The organism is Dactylosporangium sp. NPDC000244 (assembly GCF_040300725.1).
Lineage (GTDB): Bacteria > Actinomycetota > Actinomycetes > Mycobacteriales > Micromonosporaceae > Dactylosporangium.
On sequence record NZ_JBEPEH010000055.1, the window covers coordinates 1 to 15,673 of the forward strand.

Genomic DNA, 15,673 nt, shown 5'->3' on the forward strand with positions numbered 1-15,673 from the left:
ATCGCCGCCGCGGTGTCCTACGCGCTCACCGCCCCCTATCTCACCGGGACCGAACTCGTCCTCGACGGCGGCGCGAGCGCGGCCCAGACCGCCGCGCTGCTGCGCCCCGGCCCACGAGCCAAGCTCGGCCTGCCCCCACTCCAGGAGGGACCGCCATGACCCTGACCCGACGCACCGCCATCGGCCTCGCCGGCGCCGTGATCGGCGCCTCCGCCCTCGCCCGCCCCGCGAGCGCGGCCGCCACCGACTACGTCATCCGCCACGACCAGCCCCGCCAGACGATCCTCGGCCTCGGCGTCGAGATCCAGTCCGACTCGATCGGATCGGGCAACAACGGCCTGCCCGCCGCGACCACCTCGGTGCCGCACGACCTGGTCGCCACCGAGCGCACGCGGATGTACCGCGACCTGCTGAAGATCCGCGACGACCGCGGCTTCCGCTACCTCCGCCTCGCGCTCGGGCTCTACCTGCGGGGCCTGGACCCGGCCCAGAAGCAGATCGTCGGCCGCTGGTCGACGCAGATGAGCGAGCTGGCCGAGCTCGTCGCGCAGTCCGGGATCGAGGGCGTCTCCGCCGAGTACTGGTCGCCGGCCCCCGGCTGGAAGTCCAACGGCAGCTACGTCGGCGGGACCATCGCCTCCACGGACCCGGGCTGGCTGGACCAGTTCGGCGACGCGATCGTGCGCGACCTGACCTACCTGCGCGACAACGGCCTGCCGGTCAAGATGTTCAGCCTGCAGAACGAGCCGAGCGTCGCCGGGGTCGCCTACTCCTGCTGCGGCTACAGCAACGACCAGTACTACAAGGCGTTCAAGGCCGTCGCGCCCAAGGTGCGCGCGGCGTTCCCCGACGTGTTCATCCACGCCGACGCCGACAACGGCCAGCGGGGCCGCGGCGGCGCGCTCATCCGCGCCGACGCGACCGCGCTGTCCTACATCAACGGGTGGTCGTTCCACCGCATCGGCTCCGACAGCAATGACCAGCTGCAGAACGACTACACCAGCGACGCGGCCGGCAAGCCGGTGTTCTCCAACGAGTTCGAGTACCAGGTGCCGACCAGCGACTGGAAGATGGTGAACACCGCCCAGTCCATCATGAACTGGATGACGTTCCAGAACGCGCCGACGTGGTTCTGGCTGCACGCCCTGAAGCCCACCTACAACTCCGAGTCGTCGGGGTACTCGCTGGGCTACTGGCGCCCGTACGACGACGACGATTTCACGAAGTTCGCGGGCATCGCCAAGGGGCACTGGGACTACAACCCGCAGAACTTCAACGGGATCCACGGGTTCGTGAAGTACCTGCCGTGGAACTCGGTGCGCTACGCGGTCGACGAGGCCACGGTGCGCACCGACCAGCGGATCATGGCCTGGAAGACGCCCCAGGGCAAGCTCGTCTTCGCGTTCACGAACCGGGGGACGTCGACGGTGACGTACACCGTCGACACCGGCTCGACGCGGGCGTTCCAGGGGCAGCAGTACACGCCGACGTCCCGCAACGCCAACCTGGTGGACAAGACCGGCCCGGTGCTGACCCTGACCCTCCCGCCGACGTCCGTCCAGTTCTGGATCGAACGACTTTAGTGCTCGATGGTGTACCGCAGGTGCGTCACCATCGACGTCTGCCGGGCCGACACTTGGGTGAGCCCGATCCGGCCGATGCCCTCGAAGAGCCGCTCGCCCCGGCCGAGCAGCACCGGCGCCACGTGCAGCCGCAGCTCGTCCAGCAGGCCCGCGGCCAGGAACTGGTTGACGGTCGAGGCCCCGCCGGCGACGGAGATGTCCCGCTCGCCGGCGACCTTGCGGGCCTGCTCCATCGCCGACTCGACCCCGTCGGTGACGAAGTGGAACGTGGTGCCGCCGTCCATCTCCAGCGACTCGCGCGGGTGGTGGGTGAGGACGTAGACGGGGGCGTGGTACGGCGGCTCCTCGCCCCACCAGCCGCGCCAGTCGAGCTCCCACTCACCCCGGATCGGCCCGAACATGTTGCGGCCCATGATGAACGCGCCCGCGTCGGTGATCTCGGCGAGCTCCGCCGCGTTCTCCTCGCGCGCCTCGAACATCCACTTGTGCAGCACGCTCTCCGGGCCTCCGAAGACGTCGTCGCCCATCGGGTGCTCGAGGGTCTGGTTGAGCCCGGCGACGTAGCCGTCCAGCGACGCCGCGATGCTCGTGAAGACCTTGCTCATCTGGGTGTTCCTCTCCCTTGGGGTGCCGGTTCACCATCCGGTCGGAGCCGCTAGCCGATCCTCGACATGCTCGCGCGGCTTTTTTCGGGCGGCAACTCGGCGCCGCGGCGTTCGGACCATTCGCTGAGGGCCGAGCGGCAGGCATGGTCCAGGTGGTGTACCGCCGAAAGGTCGACCTCCACCGCCCGCCCCTCCGGCACCGAGTCGAGGGTCCGCAGCAGCTTCGGCAGCCGCAGGAACGTCGCGTTCCCGCTCAGCACCACCCGCACCGCCTCCGGGTCGCGCGCGCCGCGGCCGACGGTCACCTGCAGGTGTGACGTCTCCCAGGCGGTCTTCGCGATCGCCAGGGCCAGCCCGATCAGGACGCCCTCGAACATGTTCACGGCGAGGATCGCGCCCGCGGTGACGATCAGGATCCAGGCCTCGCCGCGGTGCGTGCGCCACAGCCGCGCCAGCTGGCCCATCGGCAGCAGTCGCCAGCCCGCGTGGATGAGCACGCCGGAGAGGGCCGCGACCGGGATGAGGCCGAGCACCGCGGGCAGCAGCGCCGCGAACAGCAGCAGCCACACGCCGTGCAGCACCCGCGACGCCCGGGTGCGCGCCCCGGCCTGCACGTTGGCGGCGCTGCGCACCACGACCGCGGTCATCGGCAGCGCGCCGAGCAGCCCGCACACCGTGTTCCCAGCCCCCTGGGCGACGAGCTCGCGGTCGTAGTCGGTCCGCGGGCCGTCGTGCATGCGGTCCACGGCCGCGGCGCAGAACAGGCTCTCCGCGGACGCGATGAGCGTGAGCGCGACCACGGTGCCGGCCAGTGCGAGCCCGTGCTCTCCCACATTGCCGAATTCCGGCAGGTGTACCGCCTGCAGCAGCCCCTCCACCTCGACCATCGGCACCCGCAGCCCCGCGGCGGACACCACCGCCGCGGCGAGCACGACGGCCGCGAGGGGCCCCGGCACCCGCCGGACGGTGGCGGGCATCCGCGGCCAGACGGCGAGCACGGCGATGGTGCCGGCCTCGACCGCCACGGCGGGCAGCAGCGCGTGCCCCGGCACTCCCGGCAGGTGCAGCAGCTTCCCGTGCCCGGAGGCGGGCGCGGCGACGGCGCTCATCGTGTACACCTGCCCGACGATCAGCAGCAGCCCGATCCCGGCGAGCATGCCTTCAACGACCGCGACGGAGATCGCCCGGAACCACTGCCCGAGCCGCAGCGCGCCGAGCGCCACCTGCAGCAGCCCGGCCGCGGTGACGAGCACCCCGAGTGCCGCGATGCCGTACGCGTCCACGGCCTCGGCCACGAGCACCGTCAGCCCGGCCGCGGGCCCGGACACCTGCAGCCGGCTGCCGGGCAGCATCCCGGCGACGAGCGCCCCGACGATCCCGGTGACGAGCCCGACCTCGGCGGGCACGCCCGAGGCGATGGCTACCCCGACGCACAACGGCAGCGCGACGAGGAATACCACCACCGAGGCACGCAGGTCGGCGGGGGAGAGAGCACGCAGGCGCGGCATGACGGGACGGACCTTCCGATCGACGACGACGAGCGACTGGGCGGGTCCGTGCCTCAGCGTCGCAGCACGCCCAGGGCCGCCAGGCTGACCGCCCAGGCGCGCGTTTGAAGCCGACCCTAACGGGGCCGCCGCGGCCGCACGGGGTGATCGGCGGTTTCACACCTGGGCGAGTGGACGATTTGCACAGGTGAACTGCGCAGGTAGGCTGCGGATATGGTCGACGATCACCCCTCCCCGTCCGCCGTGGACGCCTCGCGGGCCGTCCGGGCCGTCATCGGCCGGCTGCGGCGCCGCATCCGGGCCGCCGGGGACACCGGCGACATCAGCCTCACCCAGGCCACCGTCCTCGCCCGGCTCCTGGACCGCGACGGCCTCGCGAACAGCGACCTCGCCGCCGCCGAGGGCATGCGGCACCAGTCGATGGCGTCCCAGGTCGCCGCGCTGGCCGACCTCGGCCTGGTCGAGCGGCGGCCCGACCCCGGCGACGGCCGCCGCCAGCTGATCGCGCTCACCCCCGCGGGCCGGCAACGGGCCGAGGCCGGCCGGCAGGCGCGCGGGGAGTGGCTGGCCGCCGAGTTCGAGCACCGCTGCACCGAGGAGGAACGCCTGACGGTCATCGCGGCCATGGCCGTGCTGGAGCGGCTCGCCCATGCGTGAGCCGGCGAGCGGGCTCGACCGCCGGCTCGTCCTGCTGATGATGCTCGGCTCGATCCTCAACCCGATCAACTCGACCATCATCGCCGTGGCGCTCATCCCGATCGGCGCCGCGTTCGGGGCCCCGCCGTCGCGGACCGCCTGGCTCGTCTCGGCCCTCTACCTGGCCACCGCGCTCGGCCAGCCGATCGTGGGCCGGCTCATCGACCTCTACGGCCCCCGCCGCCTGTTCCTCGTCAGCACCGCCCTCGTCGGCGTCGCGGGCATCGCCGGCACCCTGGCCCCGGACTTCGGCGTGCTCATCGCCGCCCGCGTGGTGCTCGGCTTCGGCACCTGCGCCGGCTACCCCGCGGCGATGGCCCTGCTGCGCCGCGAGGCCGAGCGCACCGGCCGGGACAGCCCGGCGGGCGTGCTCGCCGCCCTCGCCGTGGCCAACCAGACCGTCGCCGTGATCGGCCCGCTGCTCGGCGGCCTGCTCATCGGCCTCGGCGGCTGGCGGGCCACGTTCGCGGTCAACATCCCGCTGTCGGTCCTCGCGGTGACCCTCGGCGCGCTGCGGCTGCCGAAGGAGCGCGGCACCAGGCGCGAAGAGGCCCGCGACCAGGGCAATGCCGACCAGGCCTCGCTGGCCGCCCGGATCGACCTGGCCGGCATGGGCCTGTTCGCGGCCATGCTCGTCGCGCTGCTGCTGTTCCTCATGGATCCGCACCCCGCCGCCTGGTACCTCGCGGTGCTCACCGCCGCCTTCGGCGCCGCGTTCACGGTGCGGGAACTGCGCGCGCGGACGCCGTTCATCGACCTGCGGGTGCTCGGCGGCAACCTGCCCCTGGTCGCCACCTACGGCCGGTCGCTCGTGGCCTACGTCGTGTCCTACGCCTTCCTCTACGGCTTCACCCAGTGGACGGAGGAGGGCTACGGGCTCTCCCCGCTGGGCGCCGGCCTGGTGCAGATCCCGATGTTCCTGGTCGGCATCGGCTTCTCGGTCACCATCGGACGGCGCCCGGGCGTGCTGTCGAAGCTGCTGCTCGGCGGGGCCGGCCAGCTCGCCGCGTGCGCGCTGATGCTCGCGCTCACCGCGGCCAGCCCGCTGTGGATGCTCGTCGCCGTCTCCGTGCTCTTCGGCATCCCGCAGGGCGCCAACAGCCTGGGCCTGCAGAACGCCGTCTACTTCCAGGCCGACCCGGAGCGCATCGGATCGTCGGCCGGGCTGCTGTGAACGTTCGGCTACCTCGGCTCGATGGTCGCCTCGGCCGCCACCGCCGCGTCGTTCGGCCGGCACGCGAGCACCGGCGGCATGCACCACCTGGCCTGGATCATGTTGGGCGCGGCGGTGCTGTTCCTGCTCGTCACGGTGTTCGACCGGAGCCTGCGCCGGGTGGCGGCGTCGTAGCGGCGGCGACCGTCACCGCCTCGATGCCCCGCGCGCATGCCTCCAGCGCCCCCGGCGGGATGTGCCCGGTGTCGCCGCAGATGTCCAGGTGCACGGTGCCCGGCTCGGCGGCGATCGTGACGAACATGCGCTCGTTGGGCCGGTCCTGCTTCGCGATCCAGCGGAACGCGGTCGCGGGCAGCGCCGCGCGGATCTCGGCCGCGGCCGGCACCGGGCCGTCGGCCGGGGCGGGCGGGCGCCGGTCGTTGAAGTAGCAGGCGATGTCGACCTCCTCGCCGCGCTCGGCGTTGACGCGCCGGACGAGCGCGTCGAGGTCATCGGGGTCGTAGTAGGCGTGTTTGTACGCCGTGAGCGTCCGCCGCCCCGTGAGCGCCACGGCCTCGTCGAAGGGCAGGCCCGCGACGTCGAGCACGCACAGGGCGGGCTGGCTCACCGGGCTCACGGAGCCGGCGAGGGCGCCCCGGAAGCGGTTGCTGACCACGACCCGCACGACCACGGGATGGATGCCGGTCTCGGCCGACAGCGCCACGGCGAACGCGGTCAGCAGCACCGTGGTCCGGTCGGTGCCGGTCCGCCGCGCGATCACCTGGGCGGCCAGGTGCAGCGCCGGCGACGCGAGGCCGGCCTGCCAGTGCCGCGGCCGCCGCACGTCGACGGGTCCGGGGAAGCGCCGCGGCGCGATGGCCCGCAGCGTCTTCTCCCAGTGCCGAAGCGCCGAGGCGGACTGCCGCCGCCCGGCCTCCGAGCGCTGCCACCGGGCCTGCTCGAGCGGTGACATCGCGTCCTCGAGCGGTGGCATCGCGTCCTCGAGCGGTGGCATCGCGTCCGAGGGCGCGACGAGCCCGCCGGCGCGGTGCCAGCGGGCCACCTCCTCGGCGAGCACGAGCCCGCCGAAGCCGTCGTTGACGAGGTGGCACACGACGGTCACCTGGTGGGTCAGCGCGCCCCGGTGCCGGACCACGGCGGTGCGCACGGGCCAGTCGCGCTCGAAGTCGAACACGGTCTCGTGCAGGCGCCGGCTCACCTCCGCGGCGACCGCGGCCGGGTCGGCGTCCTCGGCGGCGTCGACCAGCTCCACCGCCACCTCGCCGGCGGCCGCCACCACCTGCTGGGGCGGCCCGTCCGGGCGCAGCCGCAGCCGGGTGCGCATCGACGGGAAGCGCTCGAGGATGAACCGCAGCTCGGCGGCCACGTCCTCGGCGGTCGTCCCGGCGGCCAGCGGCAGCACGAGCCCCATCGGCATCCAGGTGCGCTGCCGGACCATGCCGCCCCACAGCTCGCGCTGGCCCCAGCTGAGTTCCTCGACACCCTCGCCGTCGCCGCGGAAGGCAACGATGAACGTCTCTGGCACGCCGGGAGTCTACGGCGGCCGGCGGGGATCCCCGGCAATCACCGTGAAAACCGGACACCGGTTTTCACGGGCGCGCTCAGGTTTTCACGGGCGCGCTCAGGCCGGGCGGGCGGCGCGGCAGCCGCCCGTCACAGCCGCCACTGTCGCCCGACGTGACGCGGTGGCGCCATCTGGTAACCGGCCGGATTCGCGGCAACCGCATCGCACCGTCGCGCGAACTGCGGTGCGCCGCGCGCGTCCGACGGTTGGTGAGTCCACGCACCGACCGCCCGACAGGAGTCGCTCATGTTCCCCGGAATCCGGCGTACGCTCGCCACCGCCCTCGCGGCGACGTTCGTCTCGCTGACCGTGGGGGCCGGCGTCGCCGCGGCCGCGCCCGCCGACGGCCCGATGTTCTCGTGCCGCTCGCACAGCGGCGACTGCCGCCAGCCGGGCTCGCCGCCGGTGATCCTGCCGGAGCCGAACGGCACCATGGGCCAGGAGGAGTTCATCGCCGCGTCGGTGCCGGGCGCGCAGCAGAGCCAGCGCGAGCACGGCGTGCCGTCGTCGGTGACCCTGGCCCAGGCCATCCTCGAGTCCGGCTGGGGCAAGAGCGCCCTGTCCACTGTGGACAAGAACTTCTTCGGCATGAAGTGCAACGGCCAGGGCTCGTACGCGATCGGCTGCGCGAGCCACAACACGAGCGAGTGCACCCCGGCCGGGCAGTGCTTCCCGACGACGGCGTCGTTCCGCACGTACGGCAGCGCCGCCGACTCGTTCCGTGACCACGGCGCCACGCTCGCGTCGCTGAGCCGCTACAGCGTCGCCTTCCAGTTCAAGAACGACCCGAACCGCTTCGTGGCCGAGATGCACAAGGCCGGCTACGCGACCGACCCGCAGTACACGGTCAAGCTGACCGGGTTGATGGCGAAGTACAACCTCTACCAGTTCGACCTTGCGGCCTGACCTGCCTTGCGGCCTGACCTGCCGAAGCCTGGCTACCGACATGGTGGCCAGGCTTCACCGCGAGCTTCACCGCGAGGTGAGGGACCTACTGGCGCCGGCCCGCGAGGTCATCGTCGTCGGACCACTCGCCGGAGTCCTCCATCGGCTGGGCGGCGGAGTGTGGCTCGCCGCTCAACTCGTGCTCCAGCGCCACGAAGTCGGTCGGCATGCTGAAGTATTTCAGCTCGCGCGCGATCTTCGTCTGCTTGGCCTTGGCCCGTCCGCGTCCCATGGCTGCCCCCATGTGCACAAGTCTCGAAGTCCATTCGTGCCCGCAACAATAGCGCGCCGCTCGCAACCAGGCGACCCGGTCGCCCGGACGTCCCTCGCGGTGTGCGCGGAGGCCCGCCCGGGGAGCCGAGGCGCCGTCCGGGCGCGGTAGGGTCGCCGATGGTGATCAACCGGGTGAAAGGACGGGCGATGGGCTGGCTGGGACGCCGGCGGGGCGAGAACGGGGCGGTACACGCGCCGGGGGCCTTCGCCGGGCTGCGCGCGATCGAGATGAAGGTGCGGCCCGACTTCCGCAAGACGATCGTGTTCGGGACGCTCGCGCTCGCCTTCCTCATCACCGGGCATGACATCGGGGGCGTGCACGACCCCGAGCTGCGGATACGGCTGATCGCCTACGGGTGCGCGCTGCTGACGGCGATCTGCGGGGTGGCCGCCAGCCGTACCGCCGCGCGCGAGGTGCAGCGGGTCGCCGTCGCCCGCGCCGGGAACGCCGCCGGCACGCCGCTGCGCCTGTTCGTGCTGCTCGCCGGCTATCTGATTGCCGTCCTCGCGGTGTGCGACCTGCTCGGGGTGCAGCTTCGGCAGGTGCTCGTCGGCGGGGCGATCACCGGCATCGTCGTCGGGCTGGCGGCCCAGCCGATCCTCGGGAACCTGTTCGCGGGGCTGGTCCTGCTCTTCGCCCGCCCGTACGTGCCGGGCCAGCAGGTCCGGGTCATGTCCGGCGCGCTCAACGGGCCGCACAAGGGGATGATCGTCTCGGCGGGGCTGCTCTACACGATCCTGGAGACCAAGGACGGCCCGCTCAACATCCCGAACTCGGCGCTGCTGGCCTCGGCGGTCGGCCCGGCCCCGGCCGATGAGGACGACGAGGAGGAGCAGCCCGCCGCCGTCTCCGAGCCCGCCCTGGACGGCGCCGCGCTCGCCACCGTCGCCGCCGGGGCGGAAGCCGGCTCCGCCGACGAGCGCAAGCCTCCCGGGATCTGATGACGACCTTGTTGTGGGAGCAGCACTGCTGCCTGCCGCTGACCGTCGGGGCGGACGTCGGCGAGCTCGCCCGCTACGCGCGTCCGGGCGGCAGCTTCGTGTCGGTGAACGTCGGGTACGCGCCGCACAGCGCGGACCTGGTGCTCGCGATCCTCGACGACTGGCGGCGGCGGATCGCGGCCGACGACCGGCTGCGCCTCGTGTCCGGGGTCGGCGACATCGGCTCCGAGGGGGTCTCGGTCGCGTTCGACCTGGAGGACTCCGGGCCGCTCGAGGGCGATCTGGACCGGGTGCGGCAGTACTACGACCTCGGCGTCCGCACGCTGCTGCCGACGTACAACGAGCGCAACGCGGCCGGCTGCGGGTGCCTCGACGCGACCGACGAGGGGCTGAGCGCCTACGGCCGGGACCTGGTGCGGGAGATGAACGCCGTCGGCATGGTCCCCGACGGCTCGCACTGCAGCGCCCGGACCGGCCTCGACCTGTGCGAGGTGTCGGCGCTGCCGGTGGTGTACAGCCACTCGTGCATGCGCGCGCTCTGGGACCATCCGCGCAACATCACCGACGAGCAGGCCCGCGCGTGCGCGGCGACCGGCGGCGTCGTCGGCATCGCGGGCGTCGGGATCTTCCTCGGCCCGAACGACCCCTCGATGGAGGCGCTGATCCGGCACATCGACTACGCCGTGGAGCTCGTCGGCCCCGAGCACGTTGGGCTCGCGACCGACTACTCGTTCGACCACGCGGACCTGAACGCGGAGATGGTCGCGAACCCGTCGCTGTTCCCGGAGTGCTACACCCGCTGGGGCCCGATCAGGTTCATGCCGCCGGAGGGCCTGCTCGGGGTCGAGGCGGCGTTGCTGGAGCGGGGGTATCCGGCGGAGGCGGTCGCCGGGATCCTGGGCGGCAACTTCCGGCGCGTGGCGGAGCTCAGCTGGCGCTAGGCCAGGGGATCTGCGGCGAGCGGTAGAAGTTGATGCCCTGCGCCCGCCAGCGGGGCGCCTGGGCGGCCAGGCGCAGCCGGAACGCGGCCCAGTCGTGGGTCGACGCGGGCGACCAGCCGAGTTCCGCGATCGCCGGCAGGCGCGGGAACGCCATGTACTCGAGGTCGGCCGAGGTCCGCAGCGTCTCGGTCCACAGCGGAGCCTCGACGCCGCGGATCGCGCTCGCCGGCGCGCCGGTCAGGTAGCTGCCGGGGTCCCAGCCGTAGGCGTCGGAGACCTCGATCAGGGCGGCCCAGTCCTGCCCGAGCGGCGTTTCGGCGTTGTACTTCATGTCGAGGTACGCGAGGTTCGCGGGCGACAGGACCACGCCCGTCCCCCGCTGGGCGGCCGCGGCGACCTGCGGGTTGTCGTTGGTCGTGTCCCAGTACTGCGCGACGGTCGCCGGCAGCGGGGTGGCGCTCACGATCTGGTGCCAGGCCAGGACCTGCTTGCCGTGCGCGGCCACGATGCCCTGGACCCGGTTCATGAACGTGATGTAGTCGGCCTGGCTGGTGGAGTGGGCCTCGTCACCGCCGATGTGCAGGTACTTGCCGGGGGTGATGGCGGCGAGCTCGCGGATGACGTCGTCGAGGAAGCGGTAGGTGATCTCCTTGCCGACGCACAACGAGCTGAAGCCGACCTCGGTGCCGGTGTAGAGCGGCGGCGCGACGCCGTCGCAGTTGAGCTCGGCGTAGGAGGCGAGCGCGGCGTTCGTGTGGCCGGGCAGGTCGATCTCGGGGATGACGGTGATGAAGCGGCTCGCGGCGTAGGCGACGATCGCGCGGTACTGGTCCTGGGTGTAGTAGCCGCCCGGGTCGCCGTCGACGGCGGTGCTGCCCCCGTAGGTCGCCAGGCGCGGCCAGCTGTTGATCTGGATGCGCCAGCCCTGGTCGTCGGCCAGGTGCAAGTGCAAAGTATTGATCTTGTACTGCGAGAGCTGGTCGATGTACCGCTCGACCTGCGCGACGGTGAAGAAGTGCCGGGCCACGTCGAGCATGGCCCCGCGGTAGGCGAACCTCGGCGCGTCGCTCACGTGCCCGGCCGGAATGGTCCCGCCGGTGATCAGCTGCCGCAGCGTCTGCACGCCCGCGAAGAGCCCGGCCGCGCGCCCGGCGGTGATCGTGACGGCGCCGGGGGCGGCGTCGAGCCGGTAGCTCTCGTTGCCCTCGTCACGCCCGGCGAGCACGAGCCGGATCGTGTTGCCGCCGCGGCCCGGCCCGCGCACGGGCAGCCGCAGGACCCCGCCGAGGTAGTCGGCGACGCCGCCCGCGCCCGCCCCGGCCGTGATCGTGGTGTGCCGGTCGATCGTGAACGTGCCGCGGTCGGCGCGCGCGGACACGGGTGCGGGGACGATGCCGGCGTAGGCGGACCGGTCGGGCGCCGCGGCGACGGGCTCGGCCACGGCGACGGCGGACATGCCGGCGGCGACGACCGCCGCGAGGGCCACTCGGCCCAGCTTCCACCGCATGGCCCGCCTCCGCACTGTTAACAACGCTATCTAATCGACAAGCGTCACCATATGACCGGCGTCCGCCCAGCGCAAGGCGGTGCTGGAAGTCTAAAGCCCCCGCACGTGGGGCCGGGCCGAACGACCCGCCTCGGACAGGTCGCCCGCCTCCTGCGCCCGGCCGCCCGCGCGGCGCATGGTGAAGGCGAGATGGTGGCGGCGAGGAGGTCGAGGACGATGCGGCAGCGGGACGTGCGGGTAGTGATGTTCGGCGCGGGCGTCGCGGCGCTCGGCGTGGCGATGAGCGAGCTCCTGGCCCGGCTCACCCGGAGCGCCGATGCCGGGGACGCCGGAGTTGCGGCCGCCGCGCGGCGTCAGCGGTAGTACATGTTGTCGGCCTCGGCGGTCTTGTTCTTGGCCGGCCGCTTCGTGGCGAGCGCCTGGCCGTGCCCGGCGAACGTGGTCGTCGCGACGAACGTGGGCTTGTCCTGCAGCTCCATCTCGACGCGGATGGAGGTCACGTTGCCCTGGTCGTCGGTCTCCAGCGTGAACGGCGCGTTCTTGGTGTAGAAGGCGATGACGCTCGGGCGCCCGACCGGCAGGAACTCCTCGCTGCTCTGCATCGGGGCGAAGAGGCCCTTGTACGCGTGCGGGCCGCTCGCCGTCGCCGAGACGACGCTCTTCGTGAACGTGGCCAGGCCGGTGGGGTTGTCCATGTTCACGCCGTCCAGCGCCTGGCTCTTGAGCCTCGACAGATCCAGGTGGACCCACGTCTGCGAGTCCTTGTCGCGGCTGTAGAGGTCGTGACCGAACACGATGCGGTGCCGGTGACCGTCGGTGCTGCCGGTGCCGGTGACCGTGACGTCCTCCTCGAACACCTGGCCCGCGTGGTCGTAGCCGCCGGTCGCGCTCACCTTGCCGGTGGCCTCGTCGGGCAGGTTGCTCTCCACGTGGTACGTGTACTGCGCCTCCATCAGCTTCGTCAGCAGCGCGACGACGTCGTCCTTGGCCGGCGGTGGCAGGGGCGAGCGGCTGGCGGAGGGCCCGGCGGCCGGGCGCGCGGGCTCGGATTCGGGCTCCGGCAGGCCCAGGCAGCCCGAGGTGGCGAGGGCGGCGCCGGCCAGGACGAGGACGGCGAGCAGCGGTGAGCGACGTGGCATGTGACATCCCCCGTGGATCGAAACAGCCGTATCAACGGCCGCGACGATAGCTCAGGTTCGCAACGGCCGCCACGAGGCCCGCGGCGGCGGGACGTTCGACCCTGCCGCGGCGACGGGCCGCGGGGTCACAGTGATCGCGGAAGACAGCGAACCGGCCCGAAGGAGCACGCCATGCCGGCCATCGAGCACCAGACGCAGATCGAGGCGCACGCCGTCGAGCACCTCACCGAGCGGTTGATCCGCCGGTACGCCGCGCGGCACGACGCCGCCGCCGTGCGCGCCACCGTCGAGCGGGTCGCCAAGCGGTATGCGACCGTCGGCGTGCACGCGTTCGTGCCGGTGCTCATCGAGCGCGACGCTCGCCGCGAGCTCGACGAGACGGCGCACGGGCTTCCGCGGGCGTGACGGGCGGGCTGACCGCGATGTCCGCCGGGCCGGGGGAGAAGGAGCCGACGAGGACCGTGACGCCCTCGTGCTCGCCGACGAGCAGCGGGGTGCCGTGACGGGGTCGCGGGGCACGACGTCGTGCGCGGCGCACCACGCGGCCAGCCCCGGCCGGGCGAGCGCGACCCGGCACAGCAGCCTCGTCACTTCTGCCGGACGCTGGGGACGGTCGCGCGCGAGGCGCCGCAGGGCCGCGACGGCCGCCGGGGATCTCCGGTCGGCCGCGGCGCGCAGCCGGCGCCAGGCCGGGCCGGACCAGTCCGCGGGCACCCGGGCGGCGAGCCACCACGCGGCGAGCCGGTTCACGGGCCCAGCTCGATGTCGGTGGGGCCGGGCACGAAGACGCCGAGCCCGACCTCGTCGGCGAAGCGCAGCCGCAGACACTCCCGCAGGGCCTCCAGCAGCGGCCGCGCGGGGAGGCCCGGCGGGCCGGTGTCGAGGACGCGTTCGAGCTCGTCCAGCGCCGCCGGCGCGATGGCGCCCATCGGCGTGGACAGCAGCCGGTACACCGGCGCGAGGCCGACCGTGACGTCCGTGTTCTTGTAGCCGTGCTCGCGGGTGATCGTGAAGCGGCCCCGGGCGCCCCGCGGATAGTGGTCCGGCTCCAGCCCCGCGGCGCCGGGCGGCTCGACCGGCTCGAGCGTGACGCCGTCGCGGAACACGACCGTCGCGCCGTCGGGGCTCTCCAGCGCGAGCAGCGTCGTGTCGTCGACGCCGTCGAGGTTGCGGCCGCCGTCCAGCGCCGCGGCCGCCTCCCGCACCAGCTCCCGGCCGGCGACGCGCCACCGGGTCAGCGACACCGCGGTGCCCTCGGCCGCGCGGGTGCGCTCCAGGACCACGAACGCGTCCGGGGCCACGAACGCGACGCCGGAGAAGCCCTCGTAGCGCTCCTCGTCGCCGTCGGGCCGGCGGTCCGCGTGCGGCCGCGGCAGGAAGGTCGCGACGGGGGCGCCGGACGGGTCCAGCACGGCGAGGGCCTCGGGCACCGACAGGGCGAGGTGGGCGCCGCCAGGGCTCACGGCCAGCCAGTGGCCGTAGGCGTACTCCAACCGCCGCCGGTGCCGCCGCAGCTCCTCGGCCGCGGCGTCGGTGTGCCGGTCGACGCCGGCGGCGGTGCCGAAGTACAGGCGGCCGTCGCCCTGGTCGGCCACGAAGCCGTCGCCGGTCCGCAGCACGTTGGCCCAGACGTCGCCGCGCAGCAGGATGCGCCGCCGGCCGCCCGCGTAGTGGCACAGGCCGGCCTTGTCGATGCCGATGACCGCGTCGCCGAGATGGGCCAGCATCCGGGCGGACGCCTGCCAGTGCGGGACCCGGTACAGGTGGGCGTTGTAGGAGTACTCGAAGCGATACCGGTGCTGCTGGCCCGTCGTCACGTCGATGTCGTACAGCGTGCCGTCGGCGAGCACCGCGACGCGCCCGCCGTCCGGCGCGAGCGCGACGTCCTGCACGTCGGCCGGGAGGCGGCGCTGGAACGGCGCCGGCAGCGGGTCGCCCGCCGCGGCCAGGCCCGCGGTGAGGATGTCGAAGAGCCGCCGGTCGCGGCCCGCGCGGGGTCGCCAGCCGCCGAGCCGCCCGGCCGCGGTCACCGCCTCGGCCGGGGTCAGCCGCCAGATCATGCGCCACAGCTCGGGCTCGGCGCCGGCGACGGTCACGAGGTCGATGTCGTCGGCCGCGGCGACGGCGGCGAGCAGCCGTTCGCGCCGTTCGGGGCCCGCGGCGGCGAACGCGGCCGAGAGGTGGTGGCCGCCGGGGTCGATCGCACGGTACCGCCGCTGCTGCCCGGTCACGAGGAACAGCACGGCGGCCGTCGCCGGGTCGTCGGGGACCACGTCGTTGGCGGCGCACCACGCGGCGAGCCCGGGCCGCTGCGGGGCGAGGCCGCCGAGCGCCTCCAGCACGGCCGGGTCCCGCGACTCGAGGATGCGCCGCCGGGCCGCGTCCGCCGCCGGGTGCCCGTCCTCGCGGCCGGCGAGCTCGACCGCGATCCGGCGGTGCTCGTCGGTGTCGAGCCGCTCGGGCCCGTCGGCCCCGGCGAGCCAGGCGCGCACCCCGCCGGTCCGGCGCATGTTGTGCCACAGCCGCGGGTGCGGGTCCGGCCGCGTGAGCACGAGCGCCCACAGCGCCTCGGCCACGGACTCGGTCGGCGCCGGCAGTCGCCCGGCGAGCCGTGCGATCGCGGCGACGGCCGCCCGGTCGCCGCCCTCGGCCGCGGCGAGCAGCCGCCGCCAGTGCGGCCCGAGCCAGTAGCGCGGCACGCGGGACGCGAGCCACCACGCGGCGAGCCGGTTCACCACCCCAGCGTGCCGGACGGGCGCAACCGCACCGGCTCGGCGGCTTTTGTGCGGTTTCTCT

General features: G+C 73.6%; 16 protein-coding genes. 9 read left to right on the forward strand and 7 right to left on the reverse strand.

What is annotated here, in order from left to right; all coding sequences use genetic code 11:
• Positions 1-155 precede the first annotated feature (155 nt).
• Positions 156-1,583 carry a glycoside hydrolase gene (locus ABT369_RS50790; protein WP_350624665.1) on the forward strand — a complete coding sequence of 476 codons (1,428 nt, stop codon included), beginning with the start codon at positions 156-158 and terminating at the stop codon, positions 1,581-1,583.
• Here ABT369_RS50790 and ABT369_RS50795 read toward each other — a convergent pair.
• Together ABT369_RS50795 and ABT369_RS50800 are read right to left on the reverse strand one after the other, a co-directional pair.
• Positions 1,580-2,188: a dihydrofolate reductase family protein gene (locus tag ABT369_RS50795; protein WP_350624667.1), complete on the reverse strand. Its 609-nt coding sequence runs from the start codon at positions 2,186-2,188 to the stop codon at positions 1,580-1,582. The two genes, ABT369_RS50790 and ABT369_RS50795, sit on opposite strands and share 4 nt — an antisense overlap.
• A gap of 50 nt (positions 2,189-2,238) precedes the next feature.
• Positions 2,239-3,696 carry a SulP family inorganic anion transporter gene (locus tag ABT369_RS50800; protein WP_350624669.1) on the reverse strand — a complete coding sequence of 486 codons (1,458 nt, stop codon included), beginning with the start codon at positions 3,694-3,696 and terminating at the stop codon, positions 2,239-2,241.
• A 213-nt stretch (positions 3,697-3,909) separates the two neighbouring features.
• On the opposite strand from ABT369_RS50800, the gene ABT369_RS50805 reads away from it, so the two are divergent.
• From ABT369_RS50805 to ABT369_RS50815, 3 genes are read left to right on the forward strand one after another with little or no spacing between them, the layout of a single operon-like run.
• Entirely contained in the window at positions 3,910-4,353 is a 444-nt protein-coding gene (locus ABT369_RS50805; RefSeq protein ID WP_350624671.1) for a MarR family winged helix-turn-helix transcriptional regulator, read from the forward strand.
• A complete protein-coding gene (locus tag ABT369_RS50810; RefSeq protein WP_350624672.1) occupies positions 4,346-5,566 on the forward strand; it encodes an MFS transporter in 1,221 nt (406 codons plus the stop codon). The genes ABT369_RS50805 and ABT369_RS50810 overlap by 8 nt, the downstream gene beginning before the upstream one ends.
• Before the next feature lie 21 nt (positions 5,567-5,587).
• Positions 5,588-5,740 carry a hypothetical protein gene (locus ABT369_RS50815; protein ID WP_350624673.1) on the forward strand — a complete coding sequence of 51 codons (153 nt, stop codon included), beginning with the start codon at positions 5,588-5,590 and terminating at the stop codon, positions 5,738-5,740.
• Here the strand turns inward: ABT369_RS50815 and ABT369_RS50820 are convergent.
• Entirely contained in the window at positions 5,697-7,091 is a 1,395-nt protein-coding gene (locus ABT369_RS50820; RefSeq protein WP_350624674.1) for a condensation domain-containing protein, read from the reverse strand. The genes ABT369_RS50815 and ABT369_RS50820 overlap by 44 nt on opposite strands.
• Positions 7,092-7,376: 285 nt before the next feature.
• Here ABT369_RS50820 and gsmA point away from each other — a divergent pair, with 285 nt between their 5' ends.
• Positions 7,377-8,036 carry a sporangiospore maturation cell wall hydrolase GsmA gene (gene gsmA / locus ABT369_RS50825; RefSeq protein WP_350624675.1) on the forward strand — a complete coding sequence of 220 codons (660 nt, stop codon included), beginning with the start codon at positions 7,377-7,379 and terminating at the stop codon, positions 8,034-8,036.
• An 85-nt stretch (positions 8,037-8,121) separates the two neighbouring features.
• Here the strand turns inward: gsmA and ABT369_RS50830 are convergent, their stop codons facing one another.
• Positions 8,122-8,307 (reverse strand): DUF3073 domain-containing protein, encoded by a 186-nt coding sequence (locus ABT369_RS50830; RefSeq protein WP_350624676.1) that lies wholly within the window; start codon positions 8,305-8,307, stop codon positions 8,122-8,124.
• Positions 8,308-8,495: 188 nt separating this feature from the next.
• Between ABT369_RS50830 and ABT369_RS50835 the strand changes: the two genes are divergently transcribed.
• On the forward strand, positions 8,496-9,290 hold the full coding sequence (locus tag ABT369_RS50835) for a mechanosensitive ion channel domain-containing protein (RefSeq protein WP_350624677.1): 795 nt from the start codon (positions 8,496-8,498) through the stop codon (positions 9,288-9,290).
• Positions 9,290-10,231, forward strand: coding sequence for a dipeptidase (locus ABT369_RS50840; RefSeq protein WP_350624678.1), 942 nt, complete (start codon positions 9,290-9,292; stop codon positions 10,229-10,231). Before ABT369_RS50835 ends, ABT369_RS50840 begins: the two co-directional genes overlap by 1 nt.
• Here the strand turns inward: ABT369_RS50840 and ABT369_RS50845 are convergent.
• Positions 10,218-11,738, reverse strand: a complete 1,521-nt coding sequence (locus ABT369_RS50845; RefSeq protein ID WP_350624679.1) for a beta-N-acetylhexosaminidase — start codon at positions 11,736-11,738, stop codon at positions 10,218-10,220. The two genes, ABT369_RS50840 and ABT369_RS50845, sit on opposite strands and share 14 nt — an antisense overlap.
• A 216-nt stretch (positions 11,739-11,954) precedes the next feature.
• Here ABT369_RS50845 and ABT369_RS50850 point away from each other — a divergent pair, with 216 nt between their 5' ends.
• The gene (locus ABT369_RS50850; RefSeq protein ID WP_350624680.1) at positions 11,955-12,101 is read left to right on the forward strand and encodes a hypothetical protein; all 147 of its coding nucleotides are present in this window, start codon (positions 11,955-11,957) and stop codon (positions 12,099-12,101) included.
• On the opposite strand, the gene ABT369_RS50855 is transcribed toward ABT369_RS50850, so the two are convergent.
• Complete coding sequence (locus ABT369_RS50855) at positions 12,092-12,877, reverse strand: hypothetical protein (RefSeq protein ID WP_350624681.1); 786 nt, start codon at positions 12,875-12,877, stop codon at positions 12,092-12,094. The genes ABT369_RS50850 and ABT369_RS50855 overlap by 10 nt on opposite strands.
• 171 nt (positions 12,878-13,048) lie before the next feature.
• On the opposite strand from ABT369_RS50855, the gene ABT369_RS50860 reads away from it, so the two are divergent.
• Positions 13,049-13,282: a three-helix bundle dimerization domain-containing protein gene (locus ABT369_RS50860; protein ID WP_350624682.1), complete on the forward strand. Its 234-nt coding sequence runs from the start codon at positions 13,049-13,051 to the stop codon at positions 13,280-13,282.
• A gap of 341 nt (positions 13,283-13,623) precedes the next feature.
• On the opposite strand, the gene ABT369_RS50865 is transcribed toward ABT369_RS50860, so the two are convergent.
• Positions 13,624-15,612 (reverse strand): hypothetical protein, encoded by a 1,989-nt coding sequence (locus ABT369_RS50865; RefSeq protein ID WP_350624683.1) that lies wholly within the window; start codon positions 15,610-15,612, stop codon positions 13,624-13,626.
• Between the last annotated feature and the right edge of the window lie 61 nt (positions 15,613-15,673).